Below are 18,768 nucleotides of genomic sequence, written 5' to 3'. Positions count from 1 at the left end.
GCTACATTCCGAGGCATGACTGCGGTCGAACTCCCGGGGGCGGTCGCGGCCCCCCGGCCTCCCGACGAGGATCTGGTCCTCGACGTCCGCGACCTGCGCATGCGTTACGGCGCCGTCGACGTGCTGCACGGCGTCGACCTCACCGCCCGGCGCGGCGAGGTGGTCGCGCTGCTCGGGCCCAACGGCGCCGGCAAGACCACCACCATCGAGATCCTGGAGGGCTTCCGGCTGCCCTCCGCCGGCACGGTCCGGGTGCTCGGCGTCGACCCGGCCCGCGGCGACGAGCGCTGGCGCGCCCGGCTCGGCGTGGTGCTCCAGTCCTGGCGCGACCACGGCAAGTGGCGGGTCCGGGAACTGCTCACCCACCTCGGCGACTTCTACGCGCCGTACGCGACCGACCGGACGCCGCGGCCCTGGCCGGTCGACGACCTGCTGGCCACCGTCGGGCTGACCGGGCACGCCGACACCCGGGTGGCCCGGCTCTCCGGCGGGCAGCGCCGCCGGCTCGACGTGGCGGTCGGCATCGTCGGCCGGCCGGAGCTGCTGTTCCTGGACGAGCCGACGGTCGGCTTCGACCCGGCGGCCCGGCGCGAGTTCCACGAGCTGGTGCACCGCCTCACCGACCTCGACGAGACCACCATCGTGCTGACCACGCACGACCTGGCCGAGGCGGAGAAGCTGGCCGACCGCATCCTCATCCTGGCCGGCGGCCGGATCGTCGCCGAGGGGTCACCGGACCAGTTGGCCCGCCGCGTCGCCTCCGACGCCGAGGTCCGCTGGACCCGCGACGGCGAGCGGTACGTGCACGCCACCGCCGACGCCACCGCGTTCCTGCGCGACCTGCTCCGCGAGCACGGCGACCGGGTCCGGGAGCTGGAGGTGCGCCGGGCCAGCCTGGAGGACGCGTACCTGGCGTTGGTGCACGAGGAGGAGACCGGCATCCGCACCGGCCGGGCCGAGCGGGCGTGGCAGCAGGAGGCGACGCGATGACCCCGACCACCACCGCGCTCCGGGCCGGGCTGCGGCGCGGCCTGATCGAGCTGCGCGCCACGTTCACCAACGGCCAGGACCTGTGGAACTACTTCTTCCCCACGGCGGTGCTGCTGGTCGCCATGTTCTTCATGCGCGGCTCGACCGTGCCCGGCACCGACTTCTCGCTCGGCGCCCGGACGCTGCCCAGCGCGCTCGGCATGGGCCTGCTCTTCGGCGGCCTGCTCGGGCTGGCCCAGCAGCTCATCGTCGACCGGGAGGACGGCACGTTGCTGCGGGCCAAGGCGATCCCCAACGGCATGCTCGGCTACCTGGTCGGCAAGCTGGTGCTGATCTCGGCGATCTCGCTGATCGGCGTGGTCATCCAGCTCGTGCCCGGTCTGTTCTTCCTGGATGGGCTGCGGCTCGGCGACCCCGGCGCCTGGCTCACCCTGGCCTGGGTGGTGCCGCTCGGGCTGGTCGCGACGCTGCCGCTGGGCGCGGTGATCGGCTCGGTGATCGAGAATCCGCGCAACATGGGCCTGGTGGTGCTGCCGATCTTCGGCCTGATCGCGCTCTCCGGCATCTTCTACCCGATCAACGGCCTGCCCGGTTGGCTCCAGGGCGTCGCGCAGGTCTTCCCGCTCTACTGGCTAGGCTTGGGCATGCGCTCGGCGCTGCTCCCGGCCGACCTGGCGGCGGTCGAGCTGGGCGGCTCCTGGCGGCACCTGGAGACGCTGGGCGTGCTCGGCGCCTGGGCGGTGCTCGGGCTGGTGCTGGCCCCGGTGGTGCTGCGCCGGATGGCCCGCCGGGAGTCCGGCTCGCGGGTCGCGGCCCGGCGGGAGCGGGCCATGCAGCGGGTCGGATGAGAGGGCGGCGATGAGCGAGACCGTGCACAACCGGATCGCGGTGCTGCGCGCCGAACGGGGCGTCTCCCGCCGGCAGCTCGCCGACGCGCTCGGGGTGCACTACCAGACCGTCGGCTACCTGGAACGCGGTGAGTTCCGGCCCAGCCTGCACCTGGCACTGCGCATCGCCGCGTACTTCGAGGTGCCGGTCGAGGTGGTCTTCTCCATCGAACCGTTCCCCCGGATCGGCGACGCCGCGGCCGGGGCCGGCCGCTCGGCGTGAGGCCGGCGGGACGGGCGGCGTCCGCCACACGTCCGTCCCCCCGGCCGCCGGATCGTCGGTCCGGCAGGGCAGGATGTACGCCGAGGAGGTGGCGGTCATGGCGGGGCGGATCCGGGACGAGGACATCGCGCTGGTCCGCGAGCGCACCTCCATCGCGGACGTCATCTCCGAGGTGGTGACGCTCAAGTCGGCCGGGGGCGGCAACCTCAAGGGGCTCTGCCCGTTCCACGACGAGAAGAGCCCCTCGTTCAACGTGTCGCCCGCCCGCAACGTGTTCTACTGCTTCGGCTGCGGGGTCGGCGGCGACGCGATCAAGTTCCTGATGGACGCCGAGCATCTCGGCTTCATCGAGTCGGTGGAGAGCCTCGCCGCCCGCGCCGGCATCCAGCTTCGCTACGTCGAGGACGACCGGTCCACCCCGCGCGCCCGGCCGCAGCAGGGGCAGCGGCAGCGCCTGGTGGCCGCGCACGCCGCCGCCGTCGAGTTCTACCGGGCCCAGCTCACCACCGCCGGCGCCCGCCCGGCCCGGGAGTTCCTGGCCCGGCGGGGCTTCGACCGGGCCGCCGCCGAGCGCTACGGCTGCGGCTTCGCCCCCGACGGGTGGGACCTGCTCACCAGGCACCTGCGCCAACAGGGTTTCAGCCACGACGAGCTGGTCACCGGCGGCCTGTCCCGCCCGGCCCGGTCCGGCTCGCTGATCGACAGGTTCCGCCGTCGCCTGATGTGGCCGATCCGCGACATCACCGGTGACGTGATCGGCTTCGGCGCCCGCAAGCTGTTCGACGACGACGACGGCCCGAAATACCTCAACACCCCCGAGACGCCGATCTACAAGAAGTCGCACGTCCTCTACGGCATCGACCAGGCCAAACGGGAGATCGCCAAGCAGGGCAAGGTGGTGGTGGTCGAGGGCTACACCGACGTGATGGCCTGCCACCTCGCCGACGTCCCGACCGCGGTGGCGACGTGCGGCACGGCGTTCGGCGGCGACCACATCTCGGTGCTGCGCCGGGTGCTCTTCGACAGCGACGAGCGGGCCGGGGAGATCATCTTCACGTTCGACGGCGACGCCGCCGGCCAGAAGGCCGCGTTGCGCGCGTTCGAGGACGACCAACGCTTCGTCGGGCGGACGTTCATCGCGGTCAGCCCGGACAACATGGACCCGTGCGACCTGCGGCTGGCCAAGGGCGACTTGGCCGTGCGCGACCTGGTGGCCCGCCGCGAGCCGCTCGTCGACTTCGCGCTCCGGCACGTCATCAACCGGTTCGACCTCGACACCGTCGACGGCCGGGTCGAGGCGATGCGCCGCGCCGCGCCGCTGGTCGCGAAAATCAAGGACCGGGAGAAGCGCCCGGAGTACGTCCGCAAGCTCGCCGGCGACCTCGGCATGGAGATCGAGCCGGTGCAGCGCGCCGTGCTGACCGCCGGCAACGGGCAGCCGGCCAACGGTCGGCCCGCGCCGACCCGCCCCGGCCCCGCCACGCCCGCCGTGGACAGTCCCCGTTCCATGGTGGAGCGGGAGGCGCTGAAGCTGGCGTTGCAGGAGCCGGTGCTGGCCGGCCCGATGTTCGACGCGGTCGAGGCAGGCGACTACCAGCATCCGGTGCACGCCGCGGTGCGCGTCGCCGTCGCCGAGGCCGGCGGTGCGGCCGGCGCCACCGGCGGTGCGGTCTGGATCGAGCGGGTCCGCGACGCCTGCGCCGGCCTGGCCGCCCAGGCCCTGGTGGGGGAGTTGGCGGTGGAGCCGTTGCGCATCGACGGCGAGCCCGACCCGAGGTACGTCTCGGTGACGATGGCCCGGTTGCAGTGGAGTTCGGTCACCGGCCGGATCCGCGACCTCAAGTCGAAGATCCAGCGGGTCAACCCGGTGAGCAACAAGGACGAATACTTCGCCCTGTTCGGGGAGCTGCTCTCGCTCGAACAACACGCGCGGGCCCTGCGCGAGCAGGCCGCCGGAGGACTGTGATGGGACTCTTCCGCCGCCGCTCGAAGCTGCCGTCGGCCGACCGTCCGCCGCTCGCCGCCGACGAGCGGGTGCTCGCCTGGGCCGCCGCCGGCAACGGCGAGGGCGACGGCGTGCTGGTCGCCAGCAACCGGGGGCTCTGGCTGCCGGGCCGGGGTGAGCGCCTCGGCTGGCACGACGTCCTCAAGGCGGTCTGGTCCGGCCGGGAACTCACCGTCACGCCGGCCGAGCCGGTCACCGAGCGGGACGACTACCTGGTGGTCGCCGACGCCCCGGCCGAGACGTATCTGCTGCTCGATCCCGGGGAGCTGCCGTACCAGGTGCGGACCCGGGTCACCGGTTCGGTGGCGTACACCGCGCACCACCCGGTGCCCGGCGGCGCGGGCCGGATCGCGGCCCGGCGGGTGTCCGGCGTGGACGGTCTGACCTGGACGGTCCGCTACGACCCGGGAACGCCGGCCGACGACGAGGCGGTGGTCGCCGAGACCGGCCGTCTGGTGGCCGAGGCCCGCGCCGCCACCACGCCCGCCGACGTCTGACCGCAGCCGGCGCGGGTCCGGGTGGATGGGCCTGAGCCTCTCGCGGGTGTCACGCGGGGATGGCCCGGAGCGCGACGTGAGTGTCCAGCAGCGGTTTCATGCGCCGATGCCGAAGTCGTCGGCGATCTCGGCGTTGGTCCGTGGTGAGTCCCAGTCACCGGAGAGGTCCAGTCGGCCGGCGAGGGAGCCGACTGCGGTGCGACTGACCCGCCGGACCAGCGGTATGGCCTTGGCCGCCGGGGTGTCCGTCCGACCGATGACGATTTCCTCGCCGTGTTCCGACCGTTCGATGATGCGCGCCAGTGGGTTACCTCATTCGTAGTGGTAACGGCACTGCGCGATCTGCACGGTGTCGTCCGTGATCCGGTACACGAGGCGGTGTTCCTGATCGATGCGCCTCGACCAGAAGCCGGCCCAGTTGCCGCGAAGCTGCTCCGGTTTGCCGATGCCCTGATGGCCGTTGCGTCGAATATCCTCGATCAAGCTGTTCACTCGTTTGAGCATCTGGCGATCTCGTTGCCAGGTCAGATAATCCTCCCAGCCTCGACCGGCGAACTGGACCTTCACGCTGCCGACGCCTCGCCTGAACTGGCGTCGGGGTCGATCAGATCGTGCATCTCCCCACCCCCGTTGCGCAGCTCTTCGACGGCTTCATTCAGGCGGCGCGCGTTCGCAGGGCTGGCCATCAGGTAGGCCGTCTCCTTCAACGACTCGTACTCACGCAGCGAGATGATGACCGCGGCCTCCCGGCCGGAGCGGGTGACCACCACTTCCTCGGCGTCGTCCACGACATGGTCGAGCATCTTGGCCAGGTTCTGTCGGACTTCTGAGTAGGGCACGGTCCGCATGCTGCCTCCCAACGTTACGTACAATAAATTGTACAAGCTCGCGAGCATGCTTGTCGGACGGTCCACCGCCTGGTGTTACACCATCGCTCAGGCCCAGGAGCGACGCGGAGGCGGTGGGAGCCGATCACCGGCAAAACCGCTCGTCGGGGTTCCACGCCGGCTGTTAGCGTCGCGGGATGTTCGCCACCGACCGGGTCCGGCTGCGCCCACCCACACCCGACGACGCGCCGAGCATGTTCCGGCTGCACGGTGACCCCGAGCTGCACCTGCTCACGGACGACGAGCCGTTCCTGCCGCGCCACGTCGGGCAGGAACGGGCCCGCCTGGAGAAGCAGGTCACCGAGCCGCCGGACAGCCGCACCTGGGTGTCGTTCCTGGCTGAGACCGTGGCCGACGGCACGTTCCTCGGCGGGTGCACGCTGTGGGGGATCAGCGCGTTCGAGCGGTTCGCCCACCTCGGTATCTCGCTGGTGCCCGAGGCACGTGGCCAGGGCTACGGGACCGAGGTGATCCGGCTGCTCTGCCGGTACGGCTTCCGCAGCCGGAACCTCCGCCGCCTGGAGTTGGAGACGCTGGCCGGCAACACCGCCATGCGGCGGACCGCCGAGGCGTGCGGTTTCGTCCACGAGGGCACCCAGCGGGAGCGCGCGTACGACGGCGACGGCTTCGCTGACTTGGTGATCTACGGCCTGCTGCGGCGCGACTGGACGCCCTGACATTCGTGCGTGCCGGCGGTTCACGGCTCGTCGGCGACGCTCTCCTGCCAGGGATCCGTGACCTCGATGCCGGTATCAGCGAAGTCTTTGGTGTTTCGCGTGGCGAGCGTGGCGACCTGGGTGCGGCAGATGGCGGCGATCTGGGCGTCGAACCCGTCGATGGGGCGGCCGAGCATTTCCCGGCCGGCCACCACGTCGGCATAGGCGCCGGCCGCCGCGAGGTCGAAGGGCAGCACCTGGCGGGGGAATGCGGCGAAGATCTCGTTGGCGGACTGGTGCAGTGATTCCCGGCGCTGGCCCTGTGGCAACCGAGCGATGCCGAAGCGGATCTCGGCGACGGTGACCGCGGTGGTGTAGAGGCCGGCACTGGAGCTGCGGCGGAGCCACGCGAGGACCGCTGGCGCGGGCTCGGCCCGCATCAGCTCGGAGACGACGTTGGTGTCGAGAACGATCATCACTCGGGCAGGCTCGCCGGGCGAGGCGCAGTGGAACGGGCCGGTAGGTCGAGCTCGACGCCGCCGAGTCTGGCGAATCGGTCGGCGAGTGCGCTGAACAGATCGGTCCCCGGTGCGTCCTCGGCGACGGCCGCGGTGAGGATGTCCCGGATCTCGGATTCCATGGATTTGCCATGTTGCGCGGCGCGAATGCGCAACTTCTCCCGCACCACGTCGTCGAGATCTCTGATGCTGAGGGCTGCCATCGAATTTCCTCCGACCCGGGCGACTGAGAGCAATGCTAGCACCATCTGCCCGGGTCGGCGGGCCCGGGCCCAGCCGACAAAGCGCTGCCACAGGCCCTGAGCGGCGGTGCCGTCCCGGTCGGCAAAAAGATCGGCGGTGGCCTCGCACAGCAGCGTGCCGAGATGCACCAGCAGCCCGAGCCGGTCCTCCTCCGGCGCGACTGGACGCCTTGACATCCTTACGTGCTGGCCGCTCAGGGTTCTTCGGTGGCGGTTCCCGCAGCCGATCTCGGCGACGGTGACGGCTGACCCTCGTCGTCGGTGCGGACGACGGAGATGCACCGCTGCTCGTACGGGCTTGCCGGTCGGCACTGCCGTGCCGGTCGAACCGAACTCGACGATCACGCGGCTCGGGTCGAGCGTCTCGTGGAACACCAGGTCGACGAACTCCACGTGGAAGGTCTCGGGGAAGTTGCGCATGTGCGCGACCAGCGCGTCCCGACCCGTCACCCGGTTCGGCATGCCCGCCGCGCAGAGGTGGGGGTCACGCGGGCGCGGCCCGCGTCGCTCCGTCGTCCCACGTCTCGGCCAGGTGGTTTTGGATCTCCCGGTGCGGGAACCGCAGCGCGCTGCCGTTGGCCTCCAGAAGGAGACGCTCCCGCGCCCAGTCGAGGAAACCGAGATAGTCCCCGGGGCCCCTTCCGGTACGACGGAGTTCGGCGAAGAGCCGGGCGTACTGCCGGGCGGGGACGCCGCCGCAGATGTCCCAGCACGCGAGCATGAGAAAGACCGCCATCAGTGCCACGGCGACCAGGCCGTGCGTCACGCTCTGCGCGCCGAGCGCCACCGGGACGCCCAGGGCGAGCGCGAGCGGTAGGCCGACCAGCAGCGCGCCCCGACGGGCCCTGCGTCGCGACCAGCGCAGTCGCATTCCGGGTGGCAGGCCGGCCTGGTCCGGCGCGCTGGTCGGCGTGATGGCATAGGAGAGCATCGCCACCGGCGTGCTGAGCAGCATGTAGGCCACGATGCGGAGCACCCCGTTGTCCGCCGCGCTGGCCGCGACCAGCGCGCCCAACGTGACGAATGGCACCACCACCAGCGCGGGGAAGGCCCAGGACCAGCGGAGCCGCCACACCAGCCGGATCGGCTCGGTCGTCGACGAGTGGTGGATGTGCGCGTTCGTCACCGCAGCCATGCTCGCCGTCATGTAGCTCAGCGTCACCGCCGCGATCTCGATGGCCCCACCCTTGACCACCAGGAGATAACCGGCCCCCGCGTAAAGGGCGAAGATCGCCGGATCCCGCGCCGGTGGCTTGATCTTCGCCACCTCGCTGACGTCCCGGATCCACTCGACCGGCAGGCGGTCCACGTAGAACTCCGTCTGATCGTGGCGGGCCATCCACGTCGCCAGCCAGGCCAGCCACCGGTGCGCGTCGTCGGGAGGGTAGCCGTCCCGGCGGCCCCCGCGCCGGCGCAGCAGGGTGTCCACGTAGACCGCCATGAGGTGCTGGCGGCGTTCCCTCAGCGTCCCCTCGCTGACCAGGTCGGCGTGCGCGTCAACGGCGGAGACCCGGGCCACGATCCCCAGCATGATGACCGACCGCATCATCGACCACCACTTCCGGTCGGTGGCCGGCACGTCCCGCACCGAGAGGGCGGCGGGCGTGCCCAGCCCGGTCAGGAACTCCTGGACCCGCTCCCGCGAGGGGCGAAGGACCTCGACGGCGTAGGTGATGCCGGTCGGCGTGATGAGCCTGTCGAAGTCCTCCGTGCGGCAGGCGATGGCCAGCGGGCAGGCTCCGGCGGCCAGGAACGCGTCGATCTCGTGCAGCGCTCGCTTGCGGCGGCGCGCGGTCGGGATCTCGTCGAGGCCGTCCAGGAGCACGGCCAGCGCGCGATTTTCGATCAGTTCACGCGCCAGATCCGGGCCGACGCCGGGGTAGGTGTCGACGATCGCCTCGGCCAGCCACTGCGCGAACGACCGCCGCTCGTCGGTCCAGGAGGTCAGGTTCACCAGCACGGGAACGTACGGGGTGGTGTCCGCCGGGGTCACCCGTTCGCACAGGTCGAGGCAGAGCCGGGCGAGCAGGGTGCTCTTACCGCTGCCGCCCTGGCCGAGCAGGAGAAGCGCCTGCCCGGTGTCGTCGAAGACCTGCACGAGGGGTTCCTCATGCACCTTCGGCCTGCCCGCCTCGCCGATCGCCGCGTCCGGTAGCGCGTCGGGGTGCCGGACCAGGTCGGGCCGCGCCTCGGTGGCGAGGGCCAGCCGGGGGACCGAACCCAGCGCCCGGTCAAGGGCGGAGCGCATGGCGGCGCTCACCCGGGCGAGCGCCTGTCGACGTTCCTTCGTCCGCCGCTCGGGGGAGCGTCTCTCCTGCGCCGTCTGATGCCGCAACTGCAGGCCGGTGACCAGGAGCACCAGCACGGCCGAGCCGAGGAAGACGCCGATCACCAACGCTCTGGGCAGACCCAGTTCGGCGACGTATTCGCTCACCAGGTTGGTGGAGACCCCGACGAGGATGAGCAGGATGGCGCTCGCCATCCCGAGTGTCAGCACCAAGCGGTGGCCTTGCGGCCCACGACCGTACGACGAGAATCGGCGTCTCATCATCCCCCGCGACTATCTCGGCGGCTGCTGACGAGCAGCATATCGAAGAGTGTGTCCGTTCAGCGGGCCCGGGCCCAGGTGATGAAGCGGTCGGCCAGGCCCTGCGGCGTGGCGCCGTCCCGACCGGCGGTCAGGTCGGCGGTCGCCTCGCACAGCAGCGTCCCGAGATAGATCAGCAGCCCGATCCGGTCCTCGCGAAACGAACCGAGCAGCGCCAGCCGGGCGGGGGAGCACGGCCACGCCGCGCCGCAGATCCGGCAGCGCCAGGACGGGCGGGCCGCCACGTGCGGACGGTACCGGGGCATCTGTGAACCTCCGTCGCGGTGGGGAGGGGGCGTCGGCGGACCTCGTCGTGCGCCGACGCCCCCGGCCTGGTTCCGCCCGCCGTCCGATCCCGTGAGCGGTTCCGCTGCGTGACAGTGTGGTGACGGGGCGGCTACGGTGGGGCGTCCGGCACGGCGACGACCAGCGCGTCCGGCGGCCGGCCCCGGGTGTGTCGAGGATGTACGGAGGCTGTCCGTGGAACTGTCGTCCATGCTGGAGCACTTCGCGGAGGAGTTACGGCTCGCCCGCGCGGCCAACGGCATGTCCCAGACGTCGTTGGCCGAGGCGCTTACCTATTCCGGCGCGCTGGTGGCCAAGGTGGAGACCTGCGAGCGCCGTCCGAGCCTGGACTTCGCCCGCCGCTGCGACACAGTGCTCGGCACCGACGGGCGCTTCGAGCGCATCCAGCGGCGGATCGGCCGGGAGGCCGTGGTGCCGTGGTTCCGCGACTGGCCCGGCATCGAGGCGGAGGCCACCGCACTGCGCTGGTTCGAGCCGCTCTGCGTGCCCGGCCTGCTCCAGACCGAGGGCTATGCCCGCGCGCTGCTCTCAGGCGACGGGCTGTTCGCGCCGGACGAGGTGGAGCAGCAGGTGACGATGCGGCTGGACCGCCAGGCGCTGCTGACCCGTGAGCGGCCCCCGCTGCTCACGTTCGTCGTCGACGAGCACGTGCTGCGCCGCCGGGTCGGCGGGGCGGAGGTGATGCGCGAGCAGGTGCGCCACCTGGTGAAGGCCGGCACGGGGCTGCCCCGGGTGCGGATCCACGTTGTGCCGCTCACCGTCGGGGCCTACCCTGGCCTGAGTGGCCCGTTCGTGCTCGCCACCCCGCCGCACGGCGAGGACGTCGTCTATCAGGACGGGCAGCTCCACGCGCAGGTGATCGACCGAGCCGACCACGTGCGGCAGATGGTCGAGGTGTGGGAGTCGATCCGCGGCGAGGCACTGTCGCACCAGCAGTCCCTCGACTTTTTGACGGAGGTGGCGGAGACATGGACCTGAGCAGTGCCCGGTGGCGCAAGAGCAGCCGCAGCAACGGCCAGGGCGCAGCCTGCGTGGAGGTGGCGGACGGCATGATCGGCGTGGTCGCGGTGCGTGACTCCAAGGACCCGGCCGGCCCGGTGCTGGCCTTCGCGCCCGACGCCTGGCGCGCGTTCGTCGACCGGCTCCCCGCCCGCTGACCCACACCGGGGCGGTGTGACGGGGATGACCCCCGCGGGGCCGCCCCGCTCATGCGGCCCCGCCCGTTCCGGCGTACCGGCAGGTTGTCCGGGAGGTGGCTGGTTACCCGACCCGACCTCGGGGCAAGTCGTGCAGTGACGACACGACGACGAGGGAGGTGCGATGGCCAGCGACGAGTCTCCCGCCCGCGAGGGGCGCGAGCGCACCGGGCCGGTGGGGCCGGACGACGGTCCGGACAGCCCGACCGACCTGACCGGTCCGGGCTGGGTGGCGACGCTCAAGCGGACCGTCCGGGAGTTCCAGGACGACAGCCTGACCGACTGGGCCGCCGCGCTCACCTACTACGGCGTGCTCTCCATCTTCCCCGGCGTGCTGGTGCTGATCTCGGTGCTCGGCCTGCTCGGTGACCGGGCCACCAACGGCGTCCGGGACACGGTCGGTCAGGCGGTTCCGGAGGAGAACACCCGGAAGATCATCGAGACGGCGATCGACCAGGCCGGTCAGGCGGGCGGGCTGGCGAGCGTCGCGGCGGTCGTCGGTGTGATCGCCGCGTTCTGGTCGGCGTCCGGCTACGTGGCGGCCTTCATGCGCGCCTCGAACAGCATCTACGACGTGCCGGAGGGGCGGCCGATCTGGAAGACGCTGCCGATCCGGCTCGGCGTGACCGCGGTGATCGGCGTGCTGCTGCTGATCAGCGCTGTGATCGTGGTGTTCACCGGCGGGCTGGCCGAGCAGGCCGGCAACGCCATCGGGCTCGGCTCCACCGCGGTCACGGTGTGGAACATCGCCAAGTGGCCGGTGCTGTTGCTGCTGGTCAGCCTGATGTTCGCGATCCTCTACTGGGCCTCGCCCAACGCCCGGCACGGCGGCTTCCGCTGGGTCAGCCCGGGCGGGGTGCTCGCCGTGGTGCTCTGGCTGGTGGTGTCCGGCCTGTTCGCGCTCTACGTGAGCAACTTCGGCTCGTACAACAAGACGTACGGCGCGGTGGCCGGCGTGATCATCTTCCTGGTCTGGCTCTGGTTGAGCAACGTGGCCATCCTGCTCGGCGCCGAGTTCGACGCCGAGCTGGAGCGCAGTCGCGCCATCGCCGCCGGCCTCCCCGAGGACAAGGAGCCCTACGTCGAGCTGCGCGACGACCGCAAGCTGCGGAAGAAGCGCAACGCGCCCGCACCACGCTGACCTCGAACGTCGCCGCCCCGCCCGGTTCGACCGGGCGGGGCGGCGCGTTTTCATGATCCGGAAGACGCTTTTGTTCATACGGACAGAAGTTTTCGCCAAATGCGCTGAAGCTATGGACAGGCGACCCGGAAGGCTCCTACTGTGTCGGACACAACACCTCGGCATTGCGTCGATGTGAACGACTCCGATGCGGAGGTGACTGCCGGTGCGGACGGTCGATCCCCTGCACGTACGGCTCCTGCGGCTGCTCCGGGACCAGGGCGCGATCTCCCGCGCCGAGCTCGGTGACCGCCTCCAGATGCCCCGCCCGCGGCTGCTCGCCGAGTTGGAGCGGCTGGTCTCCCTCGGCTACGTGGCCGAGGCCGGGTTGGCCGCCTCCCGGGGCGGACGCCGCTCCACCCTGGTCGAGCTGAGCCCGCACCTGCGCTTCGCCTCGGTCGACCTGGGCGCCAGCTCGATCGACGTCGAGGTGGTCAACGGCCGGCTGGAGCCGGTGACCGCGTACACCGAACCGGCCGACATCCGCTCCGGCCCCAAGGTGACCCTGCAACGGGTCAACGACCTGCTGCACAAGGCCAAGGTGGACGGCGCGTACGAGCGGCTCGACGCGATCGGCATCGGCGTGCCCGGCCCGGTGAGCTTCCGCGACGGGGTGCCGGTCTCGCCGCCGATCATGCCGGGCTGGGACCGCTTCCCGGTCCGCGAGCTGCTGACCCGCGAGCACGGCTGCCCGGCCGTGGTCGACAACGACGTCAACATCATGGCGATCGGCGAGCGGCACGGCGGCGTCGCCCACTCCGTCGACGACTTCCTCTTCATCAAGATCGGCACCGGCATCGGCTGCGGCATCTACCTGCACGGCGAGGTCTACCGGGGCACCGACGGCTGCGCCGGCGACATCGGCCACATCCAGGTCGACCCGAACGGCCCGATGTGCTCCTGCGGCAACCTCGGCTGCCTGGAGGCGGTGTTCAGCGGCGCGGCGCTGGCCCGGGAGGCGACCGCCGCGGCCCGCGCCGAGGTCTCACCGGCCCTGGTCGAGCGGCTCACCGCCCGGGGCGCGGTCACCGCGCTGGACGTGGCCCAGGGCGCGATCGAGGGCGACGTCACCTGCATCCAGCTCATCCGCGACGGCGGCCGGCGGGTCGGCAGCGTGCTGGCCGGGCTGGTCAGCTTCACCAACCCGTCCATGATCGTCATCGGCGGCGGGCTCGCCCAGCTCGGCCACATCCTGCTCGCCGAGATCCGCAGCGTGGTCTACCGCCGCTCGCTGCCGCTGGCCACCGGCAACCTGCCGGTCGTCCTCTCCGAGCTGGGCCCGCGCGCCGGCGTCGCCGGCGCGGCCGTGCTCGCCAGCGACGTCGCGTTCGGGGAAGCCGCATGACCGAGCGGAGCGAGGGCCGTGAGGGCATGCCCAGCCAGCACCGCATGACCGAGCGCACCGAGCGGAGCGAGGGCCGTGAGGGCATGCCCGACCAGCACCGCATGAGGGAGGTCGAGGTGAGCACGGAGAAGGAACCACTGGTCGAGGCGCCCGCCGACGCCGTCGCGGGCGAGGTGGTGCTGCGCCTCACCGACGTGGTGAAGACGTTCCCCGGCGTACGCGCGCTGGACGGCGTGCAGTTGGAGGTGCGGGCCGGCGAGGTGCACTGCCTGCTGGGGCAGAACGGCGCCGGCAAGTCCACCCTGATCAAGGTGCTCGCCGGCGTGCACCGGCCGGACTCCGGCGAGGTGGTGTGGCGCGGCGAACCGGCCGCGTTCGCCAACCCGCAGGCCGCCATGCGCGCCGGCATCGCCACCATCTACCAGGAACTCGACCTGGTCGACGACCTGTCGGTGGCGGAGAACGCGTTCCTCGGCCACGAGCCGCGCCGGCTCGGCTTCGTCCGGCGCGGGCAGATGGCCCGGCGTACCCGGCAGATCCTGGCCCGGCTCGGCCACCCGGAGATCCCGCCCGGGCGGCTGGTGCGGCACCTGCCGGCGGCCGGTAAGCAGATCGTCAGCATGGCCCGGGCGCTGTCCCGCGAGGCCCGACTGATCATCATGGACGAGCCGAGCGCGGTGCTGGCCCACGACGAGGTGGGCAACCTCTTCCGGATCATCCGGGAACTCACCGCGCAGGGCATCGCGGTCATCTACATCTCGCACCGGATGGAGGAGATCCGCGAGATCGGCGACCGGGTGACCGTACTCAAGGACGGCCGGACCACGGCGGCGAGCCTGCCGGCGCGTGACACCCCGACCCGCGACCTGGTCGCCCGGATGACCGGGCGGACCATCGAGTACGTCTTCCCGCAGCGCCCGGCCGACGACGGGGCCGGCGCGGAGCTGCTCCGGGTGGACGGGCTGACCCGGCACGGCGAGTTCGCCGACGTCTCGCTCGGCGTACGGGCCGGGGAGATCGTCGGGATCGCCGGGCTGGTCGGTTCCGGCCGCTCCGAGCTGCTGGAGACCATCTTCGGCGCCCGCAGGGCGCACGCCGGGACGGTCCGGCTGGCCGGCAAGGCACTGCGTCCGGGCAGCGTGGGCGCGGCGGTCCGGGCCGGCATGGGCATGGCCCCCGAGGAGCGCAAGAGTCAGGCGCTGCTGCTCGGCGAGCCGATCTACCGCAACGTCACGCTCGCCACGTTCGGCCGGTACGCCCGCCTGGGCTTCACCGACGCCGGACGGGAACGGGCCGAGGCGGACCGGATCGCCGCCGCGCTGGAGCTGCGCCCCCGGGACGTCCGCCGGCCGGTGCGCACGCTGTCCGGCGGCAACCAGCAGAAGGTGGTGGTCGGCCGGTGGCTGCTCGGGGACACCCGGCTGTTGCTGCTCGACGAGCCGACCCGGGGCGTGGACGTGGGCGCCCGCGCCGAGCTGTACCAGGTGATCCGCGACCTGGCCGCCCGGGGCGTCGGGGTGCTGCTGGTCTCCAGCGAGGTGCCCGAGGTGCTGGGCCTGGCCGACCGGGTGCTGGTGATGCGGGAGGGCCGGGTGGTCCGCGAGGCCCCGGCCGGCGAACTCGACGAGAACACCGTGCTCGACCTCGTGATGGCGGGGTCCCTCATGGAAGGCGCACCGGCATGAGCGATACCCACACCACGCTCCCCGCGCAGTCGCCGCCGGTGGACCGGGCGGAGACCGCCAAGGTCGACGCCCCGGCCCGGCTCTCCTGGTGGCGCGGCGACGGCGGGGAGGGCGCGAAGCGCAACCTCGGCCTGCTGGCCACGCTTGTGGTGCTGGTGGTCATCGGCATCCTGACCCGTCCCGACCTGTATGGCGACCCGAACTGGGTGTGGGGCAACACGCTCACCATCCTCAAGCTCGCCTCGGTGGTCGGCGTGGTCACCGTCGGCATGACCTTCGTGATCATCGGCGGCGGCATCGACCTGTCGGTCGGCGCGATCGTGGCGCTGGCCGGCGTCTGGTCCACCACCGTCGCCACCCAGAGCTACGGGGCCGGCGGCATGATCTTCAGCGCGCTCACCGTCGGGCTGGCCGTCGGCGCGGTCAACGGCCTGCTCATCTCGTACGGGCGGCTGGTGCCGTTCATCGCCACGCTGGCCATGCTGGTGGCCGCCCGAGGGCTCGCGGCGGAGATCTCCGACAAGCAGACCCAGGTCTCCACCAGCTCGTTCATCAACGGCATCGCCACCACCAACGTGCTCGGCATCCCGCTGCTGGTCTACATCCTGATCGCGGTGGTGGCGGCCGGGTGGGTGCTGCTCAACCGGACCACGTTCGGCCGTCGCACGGTGGCGGTCGGCGGCAACCCGGAGGCGGCCCGGCTCGCCGGCATCAACGTACGCCGGCACACCGTGCTGCTCTACGCGCTCTCCGGCCTCTGCTGCGGCATCGCCGCGGTGATGCTGACCGCGCAGGCCACCTCCGCCCAGGCGGCGATGGCCAACCTCTACGAGCTGGACGCGATCGCCGCCGCGATCATCGGCGGCACGCTGCTCAGCGGCGGGCGGGGCACCATCATCGGCTCCCTGCTCGGGGTGATCATCTTCTCCACGATCACCAACCTGTTCGCCATCAACAACCTCTCCGCCGAGGCCCAGAACATGGTCAAGGGCGGCATCATCGTCGCCGCCGTCCTGGTCCAGCAGGTGCAGTTCCGCAGCCTGACCCAGTTCCTCGCCCGCAACCGGGCCACCACCACCTGACCCACCGCACCGCCAGGCCGCCGTCGCGCAGACGGTGGCCCGGCCCACCGCACCCGAAACCACCCCCACCACCTCATCAGGAGGCCGTCATGCCCAGTGACCTGTCACGCCGTCGGTTGCTCTTCGGCGGGGCCGCCGTCTCCGCCGGGGTGCTGCTCGCCGGCTGTACGAGCAACGAGCAGTCCCCGACCGAGGCGCAGACCAAGGCCGCCGCGACCGGCGCCGCCGCCGAACCGGGCAAGAAGGTGACCATCGGCTTCTCCGCCCCGGCCGCCGACCACGGCTGGATCGCCGCCATCACCAACAACGCCAAGGCGCAGGCCGGGGCGTACTCCGACGTGGAGCTGAAGTCGGTGGAGGCCGGCGCGGACGCGGCGGCCCAGCGGGCGGCGCTGTCCACGCTGATCTCCCAGAAGCCGGACGTCATCGTCCTGCTGCCGCACGACGGCAAGGAACTCAACGCGTTCGGCCTGGAGGCGATGAAGGCCGGCATCCCGGTGGTCAACCTGGACCGGGCGTTCCCCGACCCCAAGGCCTACCGGCTCCAGATCAAGGGCGACAACTACGGCATGGGGGTGGCCGCCGCCACCTACATCGCCGAGCAGCTCAAGGCGAAGGGAGTCAGCAACCCGGTGATCGGCGAGATCCCCGGCATCGAGTCGCTGGAGCTGACCCAGGAACGGTCCAAGGGCTTCGCCGACACGCTCGCCTCGTACGGGCTGAAGGTGGCCAACCGCCGGCCGGCCGAGTTCACCGTGGACTCCGGCCAGCAGGCCGCCACCGGCTTGTTCCAGGCGCTGCCGAAGATCGACGCGGTCTGGAACCACGACGACGACCAGGGCATCGGCGTGCTCGCCGCCGTCACCCAGGCCAACCGCAAGGAGTTCTTCATGGTCGGCGGCGCCGGCTCGAAGAAGGCCATGGAGGACATCGCCGCCGACAACACGGTGCTGAAGGCCACCGTCACCTACAGCCCGTCGATGGCCTCCTCGGCCATCTCCCTGGCCCGGCTGATCGGGCAGGGCAAGGGCATGTCCGACCTGGTGGAACTCCAGGTACCGAAGGAGATCGTGCTCTCCTCCGAGACGATCACCAAGGAGAACTCGGGCGACTACCTGAAGCTCGGGTTCTGACACACACGGGGGGGAGACCCAGCTTGTCCAGTCACGACAGCATCCTGCGGGTCGGCATGGTCGGCTACGCGTTCATGGGCGCCGCGCACTCGCAGGCGTGGCGCACCGTGAACCGCGTGTTCGACCTGCCGGCGCGGGTGCGGATGGCGCTCGTCTGCGGCCGGGACGAACCGAAGGTGGCCGAGGCCGCCGACCGGCTCGGCTGGGACGGGTACACCACCGACTGGCGGCGACTCGTCGAGTCCGACGAGATCGACGTGGTGGACATCTGCACGCCGGGGGACAGCCACGGCGAGATCGCCCTCGCCGCGTTGGCCGCGGGCAAGCACGTGCTGTGCGAGAAGCCGCTGGCCAACACCGTCGCCGAGGCGCGGGAGATGACCGCCGCCGCGGCCCGGGCCCGGGCGTCCGGGGTCCGCGCGATGTGCGGCTTCAACTACCGGCGGGTGCCCGCGGTCGCCCTGATGCGGCAGCTCGTCGCCGACGGGCGGCTCGGCGAGATCCGGCACGTCCGGGCGGTCTACCTCCAGGACTGGATCGTCGATCCGCAGTTCCCGCTGGTGTGGCGGTTGCAGAAGGACCGGGCGGGCTCCGGCGCGCTGGGCGACATCGGCGCGCACATCATCGACCTGACGCAGTACGTCACCGGGCAGCTCGTCACCGGCGTCAGCGCGCTCACCGAGACGTTCGTCAGGCAGCGACCGTTGCCGGCCGGGTCGAGCGGCCTGGCCGCGCAGGCCGACGGCAACGGCCGGGGCACCGGCGAGGTCACCGTGGACGACGCGGCGGTCTTCGTGGCCCGGCTCGACGGCGGCGCGCTCGCCACGTACGAGGCGACCCGCTTCGCCACCGGCCGCAAGAACGCGCTGCGGGTCGAGATCAACGGCTCACGCGGCAGCGTGGTGTTCGACCTGGAACGCCTCAACGAACTGGAGTTCCTGGACGCCACCCGGCCCGCCGCCGAGCAGGGGTTCAGCCGGATCCTGGTGACCGAGCCGGAGCATCCGTACCTGGACGCGTGGTGGCCGCCCGGCCACATCATCGGCTACGAGCACTCCTTCACGCACCAGATGCGCGACTTCGTCGAGGCGGTCGCCACCGCAACCGACCCGACCCCGTCGTTCGCCGACGCGTTGCAGGTGCAGCTCGTGCTGGACGCGGTCGAGCGCTCCGCCGAGGCCGCCGCCTTCACGGAGGTGGCGAAGGAAGGGGCCCCGGTTAACGCCTCCGGTAGAGGAGGGGGCCCCGCTTAACAATCCGCCCACTCCGCGCGGCGCGGGAGCGCCGCCGACACCCTTCCGGCGCCGGCCGGCGAGGGCCCACCGCGGTTGCGCCCCGCGGCGGGCACG

21 protein-coding genes are annotated in these 18,768 nt (G+C 71.8%); 14 read left to right on the top strand and 7 right to left on the bottom strand.

Annotation, left to right across the window (positions count from 1 at the left end; genetic code table 11):
• Positions 1-15: 15 nt before the first annotated feature.
• From AB0B02_RS16140 to AB0B02_RS16120, 5 genes are all read left to right on the top strand, one after another.
• Entirely contained in the window at positions 16-990 is a 975-nt protein-coding gene (locus AB0B02_RS16140; protein ID WP_281937143.1) for an ABC transporter ATP-binding protein, read from the top strand.
• Positions 987-1,838 (top strand): ABC transporter permease, encoded by an 852-nt coding sequence (locus tag AB0B02_RS16135; protein WP_107155748.1) that lies wholly within the window; start codon positions 987-989, stop codon positions 1,836-1,838. Before AB0B02_RS16140 ends, AB0B02_RS16135 begins: the two co-directional genes overlap by 4 nt.
• Positions 1,839-1,848: 10 nt before the next feature.
• Positions 1,849-2,100: a helix-turn-helix transcriptional regulator gene (locus AB0B02_RS16130; protein WP_091071236.1), complete on the top strand. Its 252-nt coding sequence runs from the start codon at positions 1,849-1,851 to the stop codon at positions 2,098-2,100.
• 73 nt (positions 2,101-2,173) lie between these two features.
• Entirely contained in the window at positions 2,174-4,066 is a 1,893-nt protein-coding gene (gene dnaG, locus AB0B02_RS16125) for a DNA primase (RefSeq protein WP_357300873.1), read from the top strand.
• The gene (locus tag AB0B02_RS16120; protein ID WP_357300871.1) at positions 4,066-4,602 is read left to right on the top strand and encodes a hypothetical protein; all 537 of its coding nucleotides are present in this window, start codon (positions 4,066-4,068) and stop codon (positions 4,600-4,602) included. Before dnaG ends, AB0B02_RS16120 begins: the two co-directional genes overlap by 1 nt.
• Before the next feature lie 96 nt (positions 4,603-4,698).
• On the opposite strand, the gene AB0B02_RS16115 is transcribed toward AB0B02_RS16120, so the two are convergent.
• Genes AB0B02_RS16115 through AB0B02_RS16105 form a run of 3 tightly spaced genes read right to left on the bottom strand, consistent with a single transcriptional unit; the run spans position 4,699 to position 5,450 of the window.
• Positions 4,699-4,905: a prevent-host-death protein gene (locus AB0B02_RS16115; RefSeq protein ID WP_357300993.1), complete on the bottom strand. Its 207-nt coding sequence runs from the start codon at positions 4,903-4,905 to the stop codon at positions 4,699-4,701.
• Between the two features lie 9 nt (positions 4,906-4,914).
• A complete protein-coding gene (locus AB0B02_RS16110) occupies positions 4,915-5,169 on the bottom strand; it encodes a Txe/YoeB family addiction module toxin (protein ID WP_357300869.1) in 255 nt (84 codons plus the stop codon).
• Complete coding sequence (locus tag AB0B02_RS16105; protein ID WP_018787151.1) at positions 5,166-5,450, bottom strand: type II toxin-antitoxin system prevent-host-death family antitoxin; 285 nt, start codon at positions 5,448-5,450, stop codon at positions 5,166-5,168. The genes AB0B02_RS16110 and AB0B02_RS16105 overlap by 4 nt, the downstream gene beginning before the upstream one ends.
• 176 nt (positions 5,451-5,626) lie before the next feature.
• On the opposite strand from AB0B02_RS16105, the gene AB0B02_RS16100 reads away from it, so the two are divergent.
• A complete protein-coding gene (locus AB0B02_RS16100; RefSeq protein ID WP_357300866.1) occupies positions 5,627-6,166 on the top strand; it encodes a GNAT family protein in 540 nt (179 codons plus the stop codon).
• Between the two features lie 20 nt (positions 6,167-6,186).
• Here the strand turns inward: AB0B02_RS16100 and AB0B02_RS16095 are convergent, their stop codons facing one another.
• The 4 genes from AB0B02_RS16095 to AB0B02_RS16080 form a co-directional block, all read right to left on the bottom strand.
• Positions 6,187-6,621, bottom strand: a complete 435-nt coding sequence (locus AB0B02_RS16095) for a type II toxin-antitoxin system VapC family toxin (protein ID WP_357300864.1) — start codon at positions 6,619-6,621, stop codon at positions 6,187-6,189.
• A complete protein-coding gene (locus AB0B02_RS16090; protein WP_357300861.1) occupies positions 6,621-7,367 on the bottom strand; it encodes an Arc family DNA-binding protein in 747 nt (248 codons plus the stop codon). Before AB0B02_RS16090 ends, AB0B02_RS16095 begins: the two co-directional genes overlap by 1 nt.
• A gap of 22 nt (positions 7,368-7,389) precedes the next feature.
• Entirely contained in the window at positions 7,390-9,387 is a 1,998-nt protein-coding gene (locus AB0B02_RS16085; protein WP_357300859.1) for an NACHT domain-containing protein, read from the bottom strand.
• Positions 9,388-9,512: 125 nt separating this feature from the next.
• Positions 9,513-9,758 carry a flavin reductase gene (locus AB0B02_RS16080; protein WP_357300857.1) on the bottom strand — a complete coding sequence of 82 codons (246 nt, stop codon included), beginning with the start codon at positions 9,756-9,758 and terminating at the stop codon, positions 9,513-9,515.
• A 214-nt stretch (positions 9,759-9,972) separates the two neighbouring features.
• Here AB0B02_RS16080 and AB0B02_RS16075 point away from each other — a divergent pair, with 214 nt between their 5' ends.
• From AB0B02_RS16075 to AB0B02_RS16040, 8 genes are all read left to right on the top strand, one after another.
• The gene (locus AB0B02_RS16075; protein ID WP_281937126.1) at positions 9,973-10,776 is read left to right on the top strand and encodes a helix-turn-helix transcriptional regulator; all 804 of its coding nucleotides are present in this window, start codon (positions 9,973-9,975) and stop codon (positions 10,774-10,776) included.
• Positions 10,767-10,955: a DUF397 domain-containing protein gene (locus AB0B02_RS16070; protein WP_357300855.1), complete on the top strand. Its 189-nt coding sequence runs from the start codon at positions 10,767-10,769 to the stop codon at positions 10,953-10,955. Before AB0B02_RS16075 ends, AB0B02_RS16070 begins: the two co-directional genes overlap by 10 nt.
• 163 nt (positions 10,956-11,118) lie before the next feature.
• Positions 11,119-12,135: a YihY/virulence factor BrkB family protein gene (locus tag AB0B02_RS16065; RefSeq protein WP_357300853.1), complete on the top strand. Its 1,017-nt coding sequence runs from the start codon at positions 11,119-11,121 to the stop codon at positions 12,133-12,135.
• A 205-nt stretch (positions 12,136-12,340) separates the two neighbouring features.
• On the top strand, positions 12,341-13,519 hold the full coding sequence (locus tag AB0B02_RS16060) for an ROK family protein (protein ID WP_107155761.1): 1,179 nt from the start codon (positions 12,341-12,343) through the stop codon (positions 13,517-13,519).
• 101 nt (positions 13,520-13,620) lie between these two features.
• On the top strand, positions 13,621-15,204 hold the full coding sequence (locus AB0B02_RS16055; RefSeq protein WP_357300991.1) for a sugar ABC transporter ATP-binding protein: 1,584 nt from the start codon (positions 13,621-13,623) through the stop codon (positions 15,202-15,204).
• Positions 15,201-16,286 (top strand): ABC transporter permease, encoded by a 1,086-nt coding sequence (locus AB0B02_RS16050; RefSeq protein WP_357300850.1) that lies wholly within the window; start codon positions 15,201-15,203, stop codon positions 16,284-16,286. The genes AB0B02_RS16055 and AB0B02_RS16050 overlap by 4 nt, the downstream gene beginning before the upstream one ends.
• Positions 16,287-16,375: 89 nt before the next feature.
• Positions 16,376-17,419, top strand: coding sequence for a substrate-binding domain-containing protein (locus AB0B02_RS16045; protein ID WP_281937117.1), 1,044 nt, complete (start codon positions 16,376-16,378; stop codon positions 17,417-17,419).
• Positions 17,420-17,442: 23 nt separating this feature from the next.
• On the top strand, positions 17,443-18,672 hold the full coding sequence (locus AB0B02_RS16040) for a Gfo/Idh/MocA family oxidoreductase (protein WP_357300848.1): 1,230 nt from the start codon (positions 17,443-17,445) through the stop codon (positions 18,670-18,672).
• Positions 18,673-18,768: the final 96 nt, after the last annotated feature.

The organism is Micromonospora sp. NPDC049240, assembly GCF_040647835.1.
Taxonomy (GTDB): Bacteria; Actinomycetota; Actinomycetes; order Mycobacteriales; family Micromonosporaceae; genus Micromonospora.
The sequence above is the reverse complement of the archived record's forward strand: the minus strand, read 5'-3'. Positions and strand labels throughout refer to the sequence as shown.